Source organism: Micromonospora sp. NPDC050980 (assembly GCF_040653835.1).
GTDB lineage: Bacteria > Actinomycetota > Actinomycetes > Mycobacteriales > Micromonosporaceae > Micromonospora.
Genome location: NZ_JBFAGS010000001.1, coordinates 356,988 through 373,841, shown reverse-complemented (window position 1 = coordinate 373,841; position 16,854 = coordinate 356,988). Strand labels below are relative to the sequence as shown.

The window sequence follows — 16,854 nt, the reverse complement described above, 5'->3', positions numbered from 1 at the left end:
CACCAGAAATGCAGCGCAGCAAGAGCTACCGCAAGGCCGCTGAGGTCATCGACCGCTCGAAGCTCTACGCCCCCGCCGAGGCCGTCAAGCTGGCCAAGGAGAACACCAACGTCAAGTTCGACGCCACGGTCGAGGTCGCGATGCGCCTCGGCGTCGACCCCCGCAAGGCGGACCAGATGGTCCGCGGCACGGTCAACCTGCCGCACGGCACCGGCAAGACCGCCCGCGTGATCGTCTTCGCCGCCGGCGCGAAGGCCGAGGAGGCCGCCGCGGCGGGCGCGGACGAGGTGGGCACCGACGAGCTGGTCGCCCGTATCCAGGGCGGTTGGCTCGACTTCGACGCCGCGATCGCCACCCCGGACCAGATGGCCAAGATCGGCCGGATCGCGCGGATCCTGGGCCCGCGCGGCCTGATGCCGAACCCGAAGACCGGCACCGTGACCATGGACGTCACCAAGGCGGTCGCGGACATCAAGGGCGGCAAGATCACCTTCCGGGTGGACAAGCACTCCAACCTGCACCTGATCATCGGCAAGGCTTCGTTCTCCGAGGCCCAGTTGGTCGACAACTACGCCGCCGTGCTGGACGAGGTGCTGCGCGCCAAGCCGTCCGCGGCCAAGGGCACCTACCTCAAGAAGGTCGTCCTGACCACCACCATGGGTCCGGGCGTCCCGGTCGACCCGAAGGTGATCAAGAACCTGCAGGAGGGCTCGACCGAGTCCTGAGCAACCGCACGTTCCCGGCCGGGGCCCCGCCACCACACGTGGCGGGGCCCCGGCTTTCTGTCCGTTGTGGCAGGCTCGGCGCATGCGGCTCGACGGGGTATGGCTCCGCTACCACCGGCACGGCCCGTGGGTGCTGCGTCAGGTCGACGTGGCGATCGGCGCGGGTGAGGTCGCGGTCGTGCTCGGCCGCAACGGGGCGGGTAAGTCCACGCTGCTCCAGCTCGCCGCGGGGGTGTTACGGCCGAGCCGGGGCACGGTGACCGGCCGGCCGGCGGCCGTCGGCTGGGTGCCGGAGCGGTTCGGAGCCGACCAACCGTTCACCGTCGGGGCCTACCTGGCGGCCATGGGCCGCGTCGCCGGCCTGCCCGGGCCCGCCGCCGACCGGGCGGTGCGGCACTGGGTCGAGCGGCTGGGCCTGACCCGGTTCCACGACGTGCGCCTGCCGCAGTTGTCCAAGGGCACCGCCCAAAAGGTCGGCCTGGCGCAGGCGTTGCTGCGACCGCCCGGCCTGCTGGTGCTCGACGAGCCCTGGGAGGGGCTGGACGCGGCGGCTCGCGAGCTGGTCCCCGAGATGATCGGTGAGGTGCTGGCCGGCGGCGGCGCGGTGCTGGTCAGCGACCACCGGGGCGAGACGGTCCGGCTGCCCGGCGCCCGGCAGTGGTCGGTCGTCGACGGCACGCTCGGCGAAACCGCGCCGTCCGAGGGTTCGGCGGTCGCGGTGGTCGAGCTGGCGGTGCCGGCCGTGACCGTCGTCGCCACCGTCGCCCGCCTGCGCGCCGACGGCCACCAGGTCCTCCGGATACGCGACCACGCCGTCCCCACCCCCGCCACGCCGCCGGGCCAGCCCGTCGCGACCCCGCCGGACGCCGAGTCGACTCTCTCGGCTGGCGTGCGGCCCGACGGGGATCAGGCCGCTGGCTCCGATGACCGGTCGCGTGTCTCGACCGGTCCTCCGGATCACCCCGGCGAGGTGTCCTCCGACGGCCCACCCGGCTTGCTCACCGGTGGCGCGGCCGAGGTGGGCGAGGGCGTGGGGTCCGGCCGATCCGGGTCGGCGACGGAGGTGGACCGGTGATCGCGCTGATGCGGATGCGGCTGGCCGCTTTCGTGCGTACCGGGCGGGCGCTGGCGCCGGTGCTGGCCGGTCTGCTCGCTCTCGGCGTCCTCCACGGCGGCGGTCAGGCCCGGCCGGCGGAGGCCTACGGAGTCTCCGCGGTGATCCTCTTCCCGGTGCTGGCCTGGCAGACCAAGATCCTGCTCGACGTCGAGCCCGACGTGCAGCGCCGGCTGGCGCGGGTGGTGGTCGGCCCGGCCCGGGAACAGGCGGCCGGGCTGCTCGCGGCGCTGGTGGCCGGGCTCGCCGTGGTGGCGGTCGCGCTGGCGCTGCCGTGGCCGATCGGAGCGCTCACCGCGGCGGCCGGTCCGGAGGGGCGGCCGGTCGCGGTCGGCGTGGCGCTCGGGCTGTGGGCGCACCTGCTCGCCCTGCCGGCGGCGGTGGCCCTGGGCGCCTTGGCCAGTCGCCCGATCACCCGCAGCGCCGGTTACGGGGCGGCCGTGCTGGCGGTCGGCGCGGTCGGGTTCGTGGTCTTCGGGTTGTCCGATTCGGTGGCGCCGTGGCTGGTTCCGCCGGTGCTGGCGACCGCCCGCGCGGTCACCGGGCCGGTCGCGCTCGGCGCCGGGTTGCTGCTGACCGGCTGGGCCGTGCTCTGGACGGCGGTGGCGCTGACCGGTTACGCCTGGGGCCGGCGCACCCGCGCCTGACCGGCGGGTGACCGGGAGCACCCGGGGGGCGATTTGGTGCGCCGGGCCCGGTCGCGTAGTCTGGTGCGGTAGTTCCACCCACAGACCGCTGGTCACCGTGCCCTGGCACGGTCGAAGGTCCCGCGACGACGGGCGACCCGCGCAGGGCGGCAAGCGAAACTCGGTGTCACGCACGGTCCGCCGACTGTGTCCATGATCCCGGCCCTCGCCCCGTGCGCCCCGCGCCGGGGCTTTTTCGTTGTCGTGGTGCCTCCGCCGCCGTCGCGAGTTCCCTCGTTGCCGGCGTGCCAGCTCCGAGCAACGAGAGAGGAGGGACATGGCGGACAAGCCGATCCGGGCCGACAAGGCCACGGCCGTCGCCGAGCTGACCGAGAGTTTCCGCTCTTCGGGCGCCACCGTGCTGACCGAGTACCGCGGGCTCACGGTTTCGCAGCTCACTCAGCTGCGGCGCACGCTCGGCAAGGAGACCAGCTACACGGTCGCGAAGAACACGCTGGCCAAGCGTGCCGCGGCCGATGCGGGCATCTCCGGCCTCGACGAGCTGTTCACCGGTCCTACCGCGCTGACTTTCGTTTCGGGCGACGTCGTCGAGGCGGCGAAGGGGCTTCGCGACTTCGCGAAGGCCAACCCGAAGCTCGTCATCAAGGGCGGTGTCTTCGAGGGTAAGGCCATTTCCGCGGCCGAGGTCACGAAGCTCGCTGACCTGGAGTCCCGCGAGGTGCTGCTGGCCAAGCTGGCCGGCGCGATGAAGGGCAACCTGAGCAAGGCCGCGGCCCTGTTCCAGGCGCCGCTCTCCAAGGCCGCCCGCGCGGCGGCCGCCCTGGCGGACAAGAAGCGCGAGCAGGAGGGCGCCGAGGCGGCCTGAGGCCCCGCGGCGCACCACGTTCTTAGTTAATTCTTCAAGGAAAGGACGCCAGACATGGCGAAGCTCAGCACCGACGAGCTGCTCGACGCGTTCAAGGAGATGACGCTGATCGAGCTCTCCGAGTTCGTGAAGCAGTTCGAGGAGACCTTCGAGGTCACCGCCGCCGCTCCGGTCGCGGTTGCCGCGGCCGGCGGTGCCGCCGGTGGCGCCGCCGCCCCGGCCGAGGAGGAGAAGGACGAGTTCGACGTCATCCTCGACGCCGACGGTGGCAAGAAGATCCAGGTCATCAAGGTCGTGCGCGAGCTGACCGGCCTGGGCCTCAAGGAGGCCAAGGACCTCGTCGAGGCCGCTCCGAAGGCCATCCTGGAGAAGGCCAACAAGGAGACCGCCGAGAAGGCCAAGGCCAAGCTCGAGGGCGAGGGCGCCAAGGTCACCCTCAAGTGACGTTGGTCTGACCTGACGCGCGTCCGGCTCACGTGAGCCGGGGCACATCGCGTCGCGGCGGGCGGTGATCCGGGGACCGGGTCACCGCCCGCCGTGTTGGTGCCAGCGGCTGACAGCGGCGTGAGCAGGGCGTCCAGGTTCCCTGTTTCGGCCTCTCAGGATGCTCAGTCGGTAGTCCGTCGGGGGGAAAGACACCCCGAGCAGTAACCGGCCCTTGACGCGGCACCGGCAGGGCAGGCACGCTGACATCAGCAAGACCTTCCGCGCTTGCAACGGCCGCCTCTCGGGTATGGGCAACGGCAGCACCACCGCCGCCGCCGCACCACGAGCGGACCGGCAGGAACGTCGCGTTCCGAGCGGCCCGGCGGACCCGGTTTTTCGAGGTCCCGGGGCTTGTTCCGCGACGACCTGCGGGGTGGGCTGGACAGCGGTTAGCCTCTCGGCTACACTGCTAGTTTGCGCTGCCTTCCGACTTGACCCCTGCTCGGAAATGTCCGATTGTGGATACTTCTGGTGGGGTCATTGGAGTGCACGCGTACCAGCCGTTCTGCAGCACCGGTCCTCGGAAGGACGCATCTTGGCAGCTTCCCGCCCTGCGAAGACCAGTCGTACGTCGAGCGCTTTCGCGCCCCGCCGAGTTTCTTTCGGTCGGATCACCGAACACCTCGAGGTCCCCAACCTCCTCGCCATCCAGAACGAGTCGTTCGACTGGCTCGTCGGCAACGAGGCTTGGCAGGGCCGGTCGGCGGACGACCCGCACGCACGCTCGGGTCTCGCGGAAATCCTCGACGAGATCAGTCCCATTGAGGACTTCTCCGGCACCATGTCGCTGTCCTTCTCCGCTCCGCGCTTCGACGAGGTCAAGGCCTCGATCGAGGAGTGCAAGGAGAAGGACCTGACCTACTGCGCGCCACTGTTCGTGACCGCGGAGTTCACCAACAACACCACCGGCGAGATCAAGAGCCAGACGGTGTTCATGGGTGACTTCCCGATGATGACGCCCAAGGGCACCTTCATCATCAACGGCACCGAGCGCGTCGTGGTCAGCCAGCTCGTCCGCTCGCCGGGCGTCTACTTCGACAAGCAGCCGGACAAGACCTCCGACCGCGACCTCTCCAGCGTCAAGGTCATCCCGAGTCGGGGTGCCTGGCTGGAGTTCGACATCGACAAGCGCGACACGGTCGGCGTACGCATCGACCGCAAGCGTCGGCAGGCCGTCACCGTCCTGCTCAAGGCCATCGGGTGGTCCGCGGAGCGCATCCGCGAGAAGTTCGGCTGGTCCGAGCTGATGATGACCACGCTGGAGAAGGACCACATCGCCGGGCAGGACGAGGCGCTGCTCGACATCTACCGCAAGCTCCGCCCTGGCGAGCCGCCGACCCGCGAGAACGCCCAGACCCTGCTCGACAACCTCTTCTTCAACCCGAAGCGGTACGACGTCGCCAAGGTCGGGCGCTACAAGTTCAACAAGAAGCTCGAAGTCGACGTGCCGATGAACACCGGCACGCTGACCGAGGACGACATCGTCGCCACCGTGGAATACCTCTGCCGGCTGCACGCCGGTGAGGAGGGCTACGAGGCCGACGACATCGACCACTTCGGCAACCGTCGCCTGCGTACCGTGGGCGAGCTGATCCAGAACCAGGTCCGGGTGGGTCTCTCCCGGATGGAGCGGGTCGTCCGCGAGCGGATGACCACGCAGGACGTCGAGGCGATCACGCCGCAGACCCTGATCAACATCCGCCCGGTGGTGGCGGCGATCAAGGAGTTCTTCGGCACGTCGCAGCTGTCCCAGTTCATGGACCAGACCAACCCGCTTGCGGGTCTGACCCACCGGCGCCGGCTCAGCGCGCTCGGCCCGGGCGGTCTGTCCCGGGAGCGGGCCGGCTTCGAGGTCCGCGACGTGCACCCGTCCCACTACGGCCGGATGTGCCCGATCGAGACGCCGGAAGGCCCGAACATCGGCCTGATCGGCGCGCTCTCCACCTTCGCCCGGGTCAACCCGTTCGGCTTCATCGAGACGCCGTACCGGAAGGTCATCGACGGTCGGGTCACCGACCAGATCGACTACCTGACCGCGGACGAGGAGGACCGGTTCGTCAAGGCGCAGGCCAACGCGCCGCTGCGGGCGGACGGCACGTTCGCCGAGGACCGCGTCCTGGTCCGCCGTAAGGGCGGCGAGACCGAGGACGTGGCGCCCGGGGCCGTGGACTACATGGACGTGTCGCCGCGGCAGATGACCTCGGTCGCCACCGCGATGATCCCGTTCCTGGAGCACGACGACGCGAACCGCGCGCTCATGGGCGCGAACATGCAGCGTCAGGCGGTGCCGCTGGTCAAGGCCGAGGCCCCGCTGGTCGGCACGGGCATGGAATACCGCGCTGCCGTGGACGCCGGCGACGTGGTCGTGGCCGAGGTCGGCGGTGTGGTCGAGGACCTGTGCGCCGACTACGTCACCGTGCACCAGGACGACGGCCACCGCCGGACCTACCTGCTGCACAAGTTCCGCCGCTCCAACGCCGGCTCCTGCGTCAACCAGAAGCCGGTCGTCTTCGAGGGCGACCGCGTCGAGGCCGGTCAGGTCATCGCCGACGGGCCGTGCACCGACGAGGGCGAGATGGCGCTCGGACGCAACCTGCTGGTCGCGTTCATGTGCTGGGAGGGCCACAACTACGAGGACGCGATCATCCTGTCGCAGCGCCTCGTGCAGCAGGACGTGCTCACCTCGATCCACATCGAGGAGCACGAGGTCGACGCCCGGGACACCAAGCTCGGACCGGAGGAGATCACCCGCGACATCCCGAACGTCAGCGAGGAGATGCTCGCCGACCTCGACGAGCGCGGCATCATCCGGATCGGCGCCGAGGTCGTCCCCGGTGACATCCTGGTCGGCAAGGTCACGCCGAAGGGCGAGACCGAGCTGACCCCCGAGGAGCGGCTGCTCCGCGCGATCTTCGGTGAGAAGGCGCGCGAGGTCCGGGACACCTCGCTGAAGGTGCCGCACGGCGAGACCGGCACGGTCATCGGCGTGCGTACCTTCTCCCGCGAGGACGGCGACGAGCTGCCCCCGGGCGTGAACGAGCTGGTGCGGGTCTACGTGGCCCAGAAGCGCAAGATCCAGGACGGTGACAAGCTCGCGGGCCGCCACGGCAACAAGGGCGTCATCTCCAAGATCCTGCCGATCGAGGACATGCCGTTCCTGGAGGACGGCACCCCGGTCGACATCGTGCTGAACCCGCTCGGTGTGCCGTCCCGGATGAACATCGGTCAGGTCCTGGAGACCCACCTCGGGTGGGTGGCCAAGACCGGCTGGAGCGTCGACGGCGACGACGAGGAGTGGAAGCGCCAGCTCAAGTCGATCAACGCGCACGAGTCCGAGCCGGACACCAACGTGGCCACCCCGGTCTTCGACGGTGCCCGCGAGGAGGAGATCTCCGGCCTGCTGGCGTCGACCCTGCCCAACCGGGACGGCAACCAGCTGATCGGGCGCACCGGCAAGGCGCAGCTGTTCGACGGTCGTTCCGGCGAGCCGCTGCCCGACCCGATCGCGGTCGGCTACGTCTACATCCTGAAGCTCAACCACCTGGTCGACGACAAGATCCACGCCCGGTCGACCGGCCCGTACTCGATGATCACGCAGCAGCCGCTGGGTGGTAAGGCGCAGTTCGGTGGCCAGCGCTTCGGTGAGATGGAGTGCTGGGCCATGCAGGCGTACGGCGCCGCCTACGCCCTGCAGGAGCTGCTGACCATCAAGTCCGACGACGTCCTCGGCCGGGTCAAGGTCTACGAGGCGATCGTCAAGGGCGAGAACATCCCCGAGCCGGGCATCCCGGAGTCGTTCAAGGTGCTGCTCAAGGAGCTGCAGTCGCTGTGCCTCAACGTCGAGGTGCTCTCCAGCGACGGTGTGGCCCTGGAGATGCGCGAGACCGACGACGAGGTGTTCCGGGCGGCGGAGGAGCTGGGCATCGACCTGTCCCGGCGCGAGCCGAGCTCGGTCGAAGAGGTCTGAGGCGGTGATTCGGGGGCCGGCTCGCCGGCCCCCGATCCCGCCCGTTAGCTAGCAGTACAGACGACGACATAGGGGACACAGTGCTCGACGTCAACTTCTTCGACGAGCTGCGCATCGGTCTCGCCACCGCCGACGACATCCGTCAGTGGTCCCACGGCGAGGTCAAGAAGCCCGAGACCATCAACTACCGCACCCTCAAGCCGGAGAAGGACGGGCTCTTCTGCGAGAAGATCTTCGGTCCGCAACGGGACTGGGAGTGCTACTGCGGTAAGTACAAGCGGGTCCGTTTCAAGGGCATCATCTGCGAGCGCTGCGGCGTCGAGGTGACCCGCTCCAAGGTTCGCCGGGAGCGGATGGGTCACATCGAGCTGGCCGCTCCGGTGACCCACATCTGGTACTTCAAGGGCGTGCCGAGCCGGCTGGGCTACCTGCTGGACCTCGCCCCGAAGGACCTCGAAAAGATCATCTATTTCGCCTCGTACGTCGTGACGAGCGTGGACGCCGAAGCGCGTCACCGCGACCTCTCGACAATCGAGAACGAGATCCTGGCCGAGAAGCGGCAGGCCGAGAACAGCCGCGACTCGGAGATTGAGAAGCGGGCCGCCAAGCTGGAGGGCGACCTGGCCGAGCTGGAGGCCGAGGGCGCGAAGGCGGACGTCCGGCGCAAGGTCAAGGAGGGCGGAGAGCGCGAGATGCGCCAGATCCGCGACCGGGCCCAGCGCGAGATCGACCGCCTCGACGAGGTCCTCGACACCTTCCGCAAGCTGGAGCCGAAGCAGCTGGTCACCGACGAGCTGCTCTACCGCGAGCTGCGCGACCGCTTCGGTGAGTACTTCACCGGCAGCATGGGCGCCGAGGCCATCAAGGCGCTGGTCCAGAACATGGACCTCACCGCCGAGGCGGAGAACCTGCGCGAGACGATCCGCTCCGGCAAGGGCCAGCGGAAGATCCGCGCGCTCAAGCGGCTGAAGGTCGTCGCGGCGTTCCAGAACACCCGCAACTCGCCGCTCGGCATGGTGCTGGACTGCGTCCCGGTCATCCCGCCGGACCTGCGCCCGATGGTGCAGCTCGACGGTGGCCGCTTCGCGACCTCCGACCTGAACGACCTCTACCGGCGGGTGATCAACCGGAACAACCGCCTCAAGCGGCTGATCGACCTCGGCGCGCCCGAGATCATCGTCAACAACGAGAAGCGGATGCTCCAGGAGGCCGTCGACGCGCTGTTCGACAACGGCCGTCGTGGTCGTCCGGTCACCGGCCCGGGCAACCGGCCGTTGAAGTCGCTCTCCGACATGCTCAAGGGCAAGCAGGGCCGGTTCCGCCAGAACCTGCTGGGCAAGCGCGTCGACTACTCCGGCCGTTCGGTCATCGTGGTCGGCCCGAAGCTCAAGCTGCACCAGTGCGGCCTGCCCAAGCAGATGGCGCTGGAGCTGTTCAAGCCGTTCGTGATGAAGCGGCTGGTCGACCTCAACCACGCGCAGAACATCAAGTCCGCCAAGCGGATGGTCGAGCGGCAGCGGCCGGTCGTGTGGGACGTGCTGGAAGAGGTCATCGGCGAGCACCCGGTCCTGCTGAACCGGGCGCCGACCCTGCACCGGCTGGGCATCCAGGCGTTCGAGCCGCAGCTCGTCGAGGGCAAGGCCATCCAGATCCACCCGCTGGTCTGCACCGCGTTCAACGCCGACTTCGACGGTGACCAGATGGCGGTCCACGTGCCGCTGTCCGCCGAGGCCCAGGCCGAGGCGCGGATCCTGATGCTGTCGTCGAACAACATCCTCAAGCCGGCCGACGGCAAGCCGGTCACCATGCCCACCCAGGACATGGTCATCGGTCTCTACCACCTGACCCACCTCACTCCGGGGGGCCAGGGCGAGGGCCGGGCGTTCAGCTCGGACGCCGAGGCGCGGATGGCGTACGACAACGGGGAGCTGCACCTGCAGACCCCGGTCAAGATCCGGCTGCACGACGTGGTCGGTGTCGACAACGGCGCCGGCGCGCAGCCGTGGACCGCGCCCGAGGGCTGGGTCGAGGGCGAGCCGGTGACGGTGGAGACCACCCTCGGCCGGGTCCTGTTCAACGAGACGCTGCCCCCGGGCTACCGCTTCGTGAACTACGAGATCCGCAAGGGTCAGCTCTCCGCGATCGTCAACGACCTCGCCGAGCGCTTCCCGAAGGTGGCCCTGGCGGCCACCCTGGACGGGCTCAAGGAGGCCGGTTTCCACTGGGCCACCTGGTCCGGCGTCACCATCGGCATGGAGGACGTCATCGCTCCGCCGCGCAAGCGGGAAATCCTGGAGCGGTACGAGAAGGAAGCCGACCGGATCGACAAGCAGTACCAGCGTGGTCTGATGACCGCCGAGGAGCGTCGCGGCGAGCTCATCGAGATCTGGACCAAGGCGACGAACGAGGTCGCCAAGGAGATGGACACCGCGCTGCCGCAGGAGAACCCGCTGTGGAAGATGATCAACTCGGGTGCCCGCGGTAACCTGCTCCAGCTCCGGCAGATCGCGGCGATCCGTGGTCTGGTGGCCAACCCGAAGGGCGAGATCATCCCGCGGCCGATCAAGGCCAGCTACCGGGAGGGTCTCTCCGTGCTGGAATACTTCATCTCCACGCACGGCGCCCGGAAGGGCCTCGCGGACACCGCCCTGCGTACCGCCGACTCGGGTTACCTGACCCGGCGTCTGGTGGACGTCTCGCAGGACGTCATCATCCGCGAGGAGGACTGCGGCACCGACCGGGCCATCCCGATGCAGATCGGTGAGCACCTGGACGGCAAGCTGGTCGTGCACGAGCACGCCGAGACCAGCGTGCACGCCCGGACGCTCGCCGACGACATCAAGGGGCCGGACGGCACCGTGGTGGCCCACCGTGGCCAGGACATCAACTCCATCGGGGTCGACGCGATCGTGGCGGCCGGGGTGGAGACGGTGCGGGTGCGCAGCGTGCTCACCTGCGAGTCGAAGCTGGGCGTCTGCGGTGCGTGCTACGGCCGTTCGCTGCCGACCGGCAAGACCGTGGACGTCGGCGAGGCGGTCGGCATCATCGCCGCCCAGTCGATCGGTGAGCCGGGCACGCAGCTGACCATGCGTACCTTCCACACGGGTGGTGTCGCGGGTGAGGACATCACCCAGGGTCTGCCCCGCGTCCAGGAGATCTTCGAGGCCCGGGTGCCGAAGGGTAAGGCGCCCATCGCCGACACCCCCGGCCGGATCCGGATCGAGGACGGCGAGCGGTCCCGCAAGATCGTGGTCATCCCGGACGACGGCAGCGACGAGATCGTCTACGACAAGATCTCGAAGCGGGTCCGGCTCCGGGCGCACGACGGCGACCACGTCGAGGTCGGCGAGAAGCTCACCGAGGGCACCATCGACCCGCACGAGCTGCTGCGCATCCTCGGCCCGCGCGCGGTCCAGGTCCACCTGACCCAGGAGGTCCAGGAGGTCTACCGCTCGCAGGGTGTGCTCATCCACGACAAGCACATCGAGATCATCATCCGCCAGATGCTCAAGCGGGTGACGGTCATCGACTCCGGCTCGACCGAGTTCCTGCCGGGCGTGCTCGTCGACCGGGCGCTGTTCGAGTCGGAGAACCGCCGGCTCGTCGGCGAGGGTGGCGAGCCCGCCGCCGGTCGTCCGGTGCTGATGGGTATCACCAAGGCCTCGCTGGCCACGGATTCCTGGCTGTCGGCGGCCTCCTTCCAGGAGACCACCCGGGTGCTGACGGACGCGGCGATCCACGCCCGCAGCGACTCGCTGATCGGCCTCAAGGAGAACGTGATCATCGGTAAGCTCATCCCGGCCGGTACGGGCATCAGCAAGTACCGCAACGTCCGGGTCGAGCCGACCGAGGAGGCGAAGGCCAAGGTCTACTCGATGACCGGCTACCCGGAGACCGACTACGGCTTCGGGCCGGCCAGCGGCCAGGCGGTGCCGCTGGACGACTTCGACTTCGGGTCGTACCGCTAAACGCACGGACGACGAGGCCCCCGGCACGTGCCGGGGGCCTCGTCGCGTCCGGGCCCGTTGATCCACACCAGTACGCCGAGGTGGCGCGATCGGCACCTCCCGGACACCCCCACCTCGGCGAGCTGGTGCGGGCAGAATGGAGGACATGACGACCGTGCCGGGGCAGCAGGTGCCCGCCGTGCCGCAGGTGCACCGCCATCCGCACGATCCCGAGCCGGTCCGCTCCACGAAGGCCCGCGCCGTCTTCGCCCTCGGCCTGATCGGGGCGCTGACCGGCTTCTTCGTCGGCGGGGTGGTGCCCGCCACGCTCGCGCTCACCCTGGCCCGGCAGGCCCGCCGGGAGGCGTACGTCTCGGGGGGCTACCTCACCGGCGCCGACTGGCTGCGCCGCGGTGAGCGGTTGGCCTGGATCGGCCTGGTGCTGGCCGCCGTAGCGGTGGTGGCCGCGGTGGTGATCGGGGTGGTCCGACACGCGGACGCCTCGTTCCGGCACGACTTCGCCCCGAACATCGACTGACCCGGCGGGGGAGCGGGCACCGCGCCCGCCCACCCGAGGGTGACCCACGGCGGTAGCCTGGCCGGTGTCCGCCGCGTGGCGGGTGAGCCATGTGGACAGGAGGACGCCGTGACGGAACCGGCCCCGCCGGAAGGCGACCCGACCCGCCCAGGGGCCGGGCCGGATCCCGCCGCGCCGTACTCGCCCGGCTCGGGATCCGTCGGGCCCTATCCGTCCGGGTCGGGACCGGCCGGGCCGTACTCGCCCGGCTCGGGATCCGTCGGGCCCTATCCGTCCGGGTCGGGACCGGCCGGGCCGTACCCGTCCGGCTCGGGACCCGCCGGGCCGGACCCGTTCGCTCCGCACGGTCCGGGGCCCGGGGGACCGTATCCGCCAGGCTCGGCGTACCACCCGGGGCCGGCCGGGCCCGGCGGGCCGGGGCCGGCGTTCGGGGCGTACCCGGGAAGTGGGCCGGCCCACGGCGGCGGGTGGGGGACGTCGGGGAACGCGCCCGGCGGCTGGGGGCCGGTCGGGCCGGCGTTCCCGCCGCCCCCGCGGGAGGCGCCCCGGCCGCCGAAGCGGGTCGACGCGGTGCCGGGCACCCCGTTCGGAGTGGTCCACCTCGACGTGCCGCCGGTCACATCGGGCCTGGCCGTCGGCTCGCTGGTCACCGGGATCGCCTCGATCCTGGTGTCGCTGCTGGTGTTCTGCTTCGGTGTGGCCGGTCCGGACTACGGTGGCGCCTGGGCGGCTGGCGCCTTCACCGTGCTCGGCGCGCTCGCCGGGGTCGGGGCGATAGTGGCCTGGTTGTTCGCCCGCCGGCAGATCCGGCGTCCGGCGCCACCGCCGGCGGTCCGGTTCACCGGCGGTGGGCTGGCGGTGGCCGGGCTGAGCTGCGGCGCGGTGGGGCTGGTGCTGAGCGTGTCCGGCCTCGTCGTCGCCCTGGTGGTGCAGATCACGTGAGCCCGATCGGGGCCTCGACCGGTTGGGGGCGGTATGCCCGGTCCGGGCGGAGTGGGGCCGCCGGGTCCCGCGCCGGACGAGCCGGTACACTTGACGGCGTAGGTGCCCATCGAGGGCGCGCCGGCGACCCGGAAGCCGGCCGGCGGGGCCGCTGAGCGGTCCTCCCGAGCCGATCCGTTTTGACCGGCGCGGCTGTGATAGGTAATCTTTCCCCTTGCGCCCGGGCCCGCCCGGGCAATGCGTGCGTGCGCTGGAGCCGGTCAGCCGGTGATCGCGCGGTCGCACCACCAAGACCAAAGATCCGGTACGACGCGCGAGCGGCGCCACCGGGCCGTGACTCGGGCGACACGCCCGACCGCGGGTGCTGGGGCCTCCGCCAGGTGGCCCCGGCTGGAATGTAGGAGAGCCGTCCATCAGGCCGGCTAGAGCAGACGGCGCGGTCGCCTCGCAGCGGCCGAAGGGAGCGGAGAAACCCGGTGCCCACCATTCAGCAGCTGGTCCGGAAGGGCCGACAGGCCAAGACGACCAAGACCAAGACCCCGGCGCTCAAGGGGTCTCCCCAGCGGCGCGGCGTGTGCACCCGCGTGTACACCACCACCCCGAAGAAGCCGAACTCGGCGCTGCGCAAGGTCGCTCGTGTCAAGCTCAGCAGCCAGATCGAGGTGACCGCCTACATCCCGGGCGTCGGCCACAACCTCCAGGAGCACTCGATCGTGCTCGTGCGTGGCGGCCGTGTGAAGGACCTCCCCGGCGTGCGGTACAAGATCGTGCGCGGCTCGCTGGACACCCAGGGTGTCCGCAACCGCAAGCAGGCTCGCAGCCGTTACGGCGCGAAGAAGGAGAAGAGCTGACATGCCGCGTAAGGGACCCGCTCCGCGGAATCCGCTGGTCGCTGACCCGGTGTACAACTCGCCGCTGGTCACCCAGCTGGTGAACAAGATCCTGCTGCGCGGCAAGCGTCAGCTCGCCGAGCGCATCGTGTACGCCGCCCTGGAGGGCTGCCGCGAGAAGTCCGGCACCGACCCGGTCGTCACGCTCAAGCGCGCGATGGACAACGTGAAGCCGACGCTGGAGGTGCGCAGCCGCCGGGTCGGTGGCGCCACCTACCAGGTTCCGGTCGAGGTCCGGCCGGCCCGCGCGACCACGCTCGGTCTGCGCTGGCTGGTGACCTACTCCCGGGCCCGGCGCGAGAAGACCATGATCGAGCGGCTGATGAACGAGCTGCTCGACGCGAGCAACGGCCTCGGTGCCGCCGTCAAGCGGCGCGAGGACACGCACAAGATGGCCGAGTCCAACAAGGCCTTCGCGCACTACCGCTGGTAACACCTGAGGTTCCGGCGTCCACGAGGCGCCGGAACCACCACCAGTTGTGTCGAGACGACGATAAGTAGGGATTGAAGTGGCCGCCGCAGACGCGCTCGCCAACGTACGCAACATCGGCATCATGGCGCACATCGATGCCGGTAAGACCACGACCACCGAGCGAATCCTCTTCTACACCGGCATCACGTACAAGATCGGCGAGGTCCACGAGGGCGCCGCCGTCATGGACTGGATGGAGCAGGAGCAGGAGCGCGGTATCACCATCACTTCCGCCGCCACGAAGTGCGAGTGGAAGGGCCACACGATCCAGATCATCGACACGCCCGGTCACGTCGACTTCACGGTCGAGGTGGAGCGGTCGCTGCGTGTTCTGGACGGTGCGGTCGCGGTGTACGACGGCGTGGCCGGGGTGGAGCCCCAGACGGAGAACGTCTGGCGCCAGGCGGACAAGTACAACGTCCCCCGGATGTGCTTCGTCAACAAGCTCGACCGGACCGGCGCCGACTTCTTCCGCTGCGTGCAGATGATGATCGACCGGCTCAACGCCACCCCGCTCGTGCTCCAGATCCCGATCGGCCTCGAGGGCGACCACATCGGCGTCGTCGACCTGATCGGCATGCGCGCCCTCACCTGGCGCGGGGAGACCCAGAAGGGTGAGGACTACGCGATCGAGGAGATCCCGGCCGACCTGGCCGACTCCGCGGCCGAGTGGCGCGAGAAGCTGATGGAGACGCTTGCCGACGTCGACGACTCGGTGATGGAGAAGTACCTGGAGGGCGAGGAGATCTCCGCCGAGGAGATCAAGGCCGCCATCCGGCGCTCCACCATCGCGGGCAAGGCGAACCCGGTGCTCTGCGGTTCGGCGTTCAAGAACAAGGGCGTGCAGCCCATGCTCGACGCCGTGATCGACTTCCTGCCTTCGCCGCTCGACGTTCCGGCGATCGAGGGTACGGCCACCGACGGTGAGACGCCGATGCTGCGCAAGCCGTCGACGTCCGAGCCGTTCTCCGGCCTGGCGTTCAAGATCCAGACCGACAAGCACCTCGGCAAGCTCACCTACGTCCGGGTCTACTCCGGCGTGGTCGAGTCCGGGTCCCAGGTGGTCAACTCCACCAAGGACCGCAAGGAGCGCATCGGCAAGATCTACCAGATGCACGCCAACAAGCGGGAGGAGCGCAGCTCCGCCAAGGCCGGCGACATCATCGCGGTCCAGGGTCTGAAGCAGACCACCACCGGTGACACCCTGTGCGACCCGGCGAACCCGGTCATCCTCGAGTCGATGACCTTCCCGGAGCCGGTCATCGAGGTGGCCATCGAGCCGAAGACCAAGGCCGACCAGGAGAAGCTCAGCACCGCCATCCAGCGGCTGGCCGAGGAGGACCCGACCTTCCGCGTCAAGCTGGACGACCAGACCGGTCAGACGGTCATCTCCGGCATGGGCGAGCTGCACCTGGACATCCTGGTCGACCGGATGCGCCGCGAGTTCAACGTCGAGGCGAACATCGGCAAGCCGCAGGTGGCGTACCGTGAGACCATCCGCCGCAAGGTGGACAAGGTCGAGTACACCCACAAGAAGCAGACCGGTGGCTCCGGCCAGTACGCCCGCGTGATCGTGAGTCTCGAGCCGCTGCCCATGGGCAACGACTCGCCGACCTACGAGTTTGCGAACGCCGTCACCGGTGGCCGCATCCCCCGGGAGTTCATCCCGTCGGTGGACGCGGGCGCCCAGGACGCCATGCAGTACGGCATCCTCGCCGGCTTCCCGCTGGTGGGTCTCAAGCTGACGCTGCTGGACGGCCAGTACCACGAGGTCGACTCGTCCGAGATGGCGTTCAAGATCGCCGGTTCGATGGTGATGAAGGAGGCGGCCCGCAAGGCCGACCCCGCACTGCTCGAGCCGATGATGGCCGTTGAGGTCACCACTCCTGAGGAGAACATGGGTGACGTCATCGGCGACCTCAACTCCCGTCGCGGCATCATCCAGGCGATGGAGGAGCGCAGCGGCGCTCGCGTCGTCCGGGCTCTGGTGCCGCTGTCGGAGATGTTCGGCTACGTCGGCGACCTGCGGTCGAAGACCCAGGGCCGGGCTAGCTACAGCATGCAGTTCGACTCCTACGCCGAAGTGCCGCAGAGCGTGGCGAAGGAGATCATCGCCAAGGCGACGGGTGAGTGACGCTCACCCCGAGCTGACCCGGTGATCCGGGGCCGGTCGCGGGAGGGATCTCCCGCCCGCGGCCACCTCGGTCGGGTTGTGTGAATCCGGGCCTGTAGGCTTCATCGCCGCAGAACCCACAAAGGCT

Annotated in this window: 12 protein-coding genes; all 12 read left to right on the top strand. The window is 69.7% G+C overall.

All coding sequences use genetic code 11. From position 1 onward, the window contains the following. Window positions 1-8: 8 nt before the first annotated feature. The gene (gene rplA / locus AB0H28_RS01785) at window positions 9-725 is read left to right on the top strand and encodes a 50S ribosomal protein L1 (protein ID WP_358032741.1); all 717 of its coding nucleotides are present in this window, start codon (window positions 9-11) and stop codon (window positions 723-725) included. A gap of 82 nt (window positions 726-807) precedes the next feature. Further along, window positions 808-1,800, top strand: a complete 993-nt coding sequence (locus AB0H28_RS01780; protein WP_358032738.1) for an ABC transporter ATP-binding protein — start codon at window positions 808-810, stop codon at window positions 1,798-1,800. Then, complete coding sequence (locus AB0H28_RS01775) at window positions 1,797-2,486, top strand: hypothetical protein (RefSeq protein WP_358032736.1); 690 nt, start codon at window positions 1,797-1,799, stop codon at window positions 2,484-2,486. Before AB0H28_RS01780 ends, AB0H28_RS01775 begins: the two co-directional genes overlap by 4 nt. A gap of 316 nt (window positions 2,487-2,802) precedes the next feature. After that, window positions 2,803-3,351, top strand: a complete 549-nt coding sequence (gene rplJ / locus AB0H28_RS01770) for a 50S ribosomal protein L10 (protein WP_091065754.1) — start codon at window positions 2,803-2,805, stop codon at window positions 3,349-3,351. Between the two features lie 54 nt (window positions 3,352-3,405). Next, window positions 3,406-3,795, top strand: coding sequence for a 50S ribosomal protein L7/L12 (rplL, locus tag AB0H28_RS01765; protein WP_358032733.1), 390 nt, complete (start codon window positions 3,406-3,408; stop codon window positions 3,793-3,795). A 577-nt stretch (window positions 3,796-4,372) separates the two neighbouring features. After that, window positions 4,373-7,804 (top strand): DNA-directed RNA polymerase subunit beta, encoded by a 3,432-nt coding sequence (locus AB0H28_RS01760; RefSeq protein ID WP_358032731.1) that lies wholly within the window; start codon window positions 4,373-4,375, stop codon window positions 7,802-7,804. 80 nt (window positions 7,805-7,884) lie between these two features. Further along, complete coding sequence (locus AB0H28_RS01755; protein ID WP_358032728.1) at window positions 7,885-11,772, top strand: DNA-directed RNA polymerase subunit beta'; 3,888 nt, start codon at window positions 7,885-7,887, stop codon at window positions 11,770-11,772. 145 nt (window positions 11,773-11,917) lie between these two features. Continuing rightward, a complete protein-coding gene (locus AB0H28_RS01750; RefSeq protein ID WP_358032725.1) occupies window positions 11,918-12,289 on the top strand; it encodes a hypothetical protein in 372 nt (123 codons plus the stop codon). Between the two features lie 570 nt (window positions 12,290-12,859). Continuing rightward, window positions 12,860-13,231 carry a hypothetical protein gene (locus AB0H28_RS01745; protein WP_358032722.1) on the top strand — a complete coding sequence of 124 codons (372 nt, stop codon included), beginning with the start codon at window positions 12,860-12,862 and terminating at the stop codon, window positions 13,229-13,231. A gap of 476 nt (window positions 13,232-13,707) precedes the next feature. Further along, window positions 13,708-14,082 (top strand): 30S ribosomal protein S12, encoded by a 375-nt coding sequence (rpsL, locus tag AB0H28_RS01740; RefSeq protein ID WP_007465318.1) that lies wholly within the window; start codon window positions 13,708-13,710, stop codon window positions 14,080-14,082. 1 nt (window position 14,083) lies between these two features. Further along, window positions 14,084-14,554: a 30S ribosomal protein S7 gene (gene rpsG, locus AB0H28_RS01735; protein ID WP_091065767.1), complete on the top strand. Its 471-nt coding sequence runs from the start codon at window positions 14,084-14,086 to the stop codon at window positions 14,552-14,554. A gap of 76 nt (window positions 14,555-14,630) precedes the next feature. After that, window positions 14,631-16,727 carry an elongation factor G gene (fusA, locus tag AB0H28_RS01730; protein WP_358032720.1) on the top strand — a complete coding sequence of 699 codons (2,097 nt, stop codon included), beginning with the start codon at window positions 14,631-14,633 and terminating at the stop codon, window positions 16,725-16,727. The last annotated feature ends 127 nt before the right edge of the window (window positions 16,728-16,854 follow it).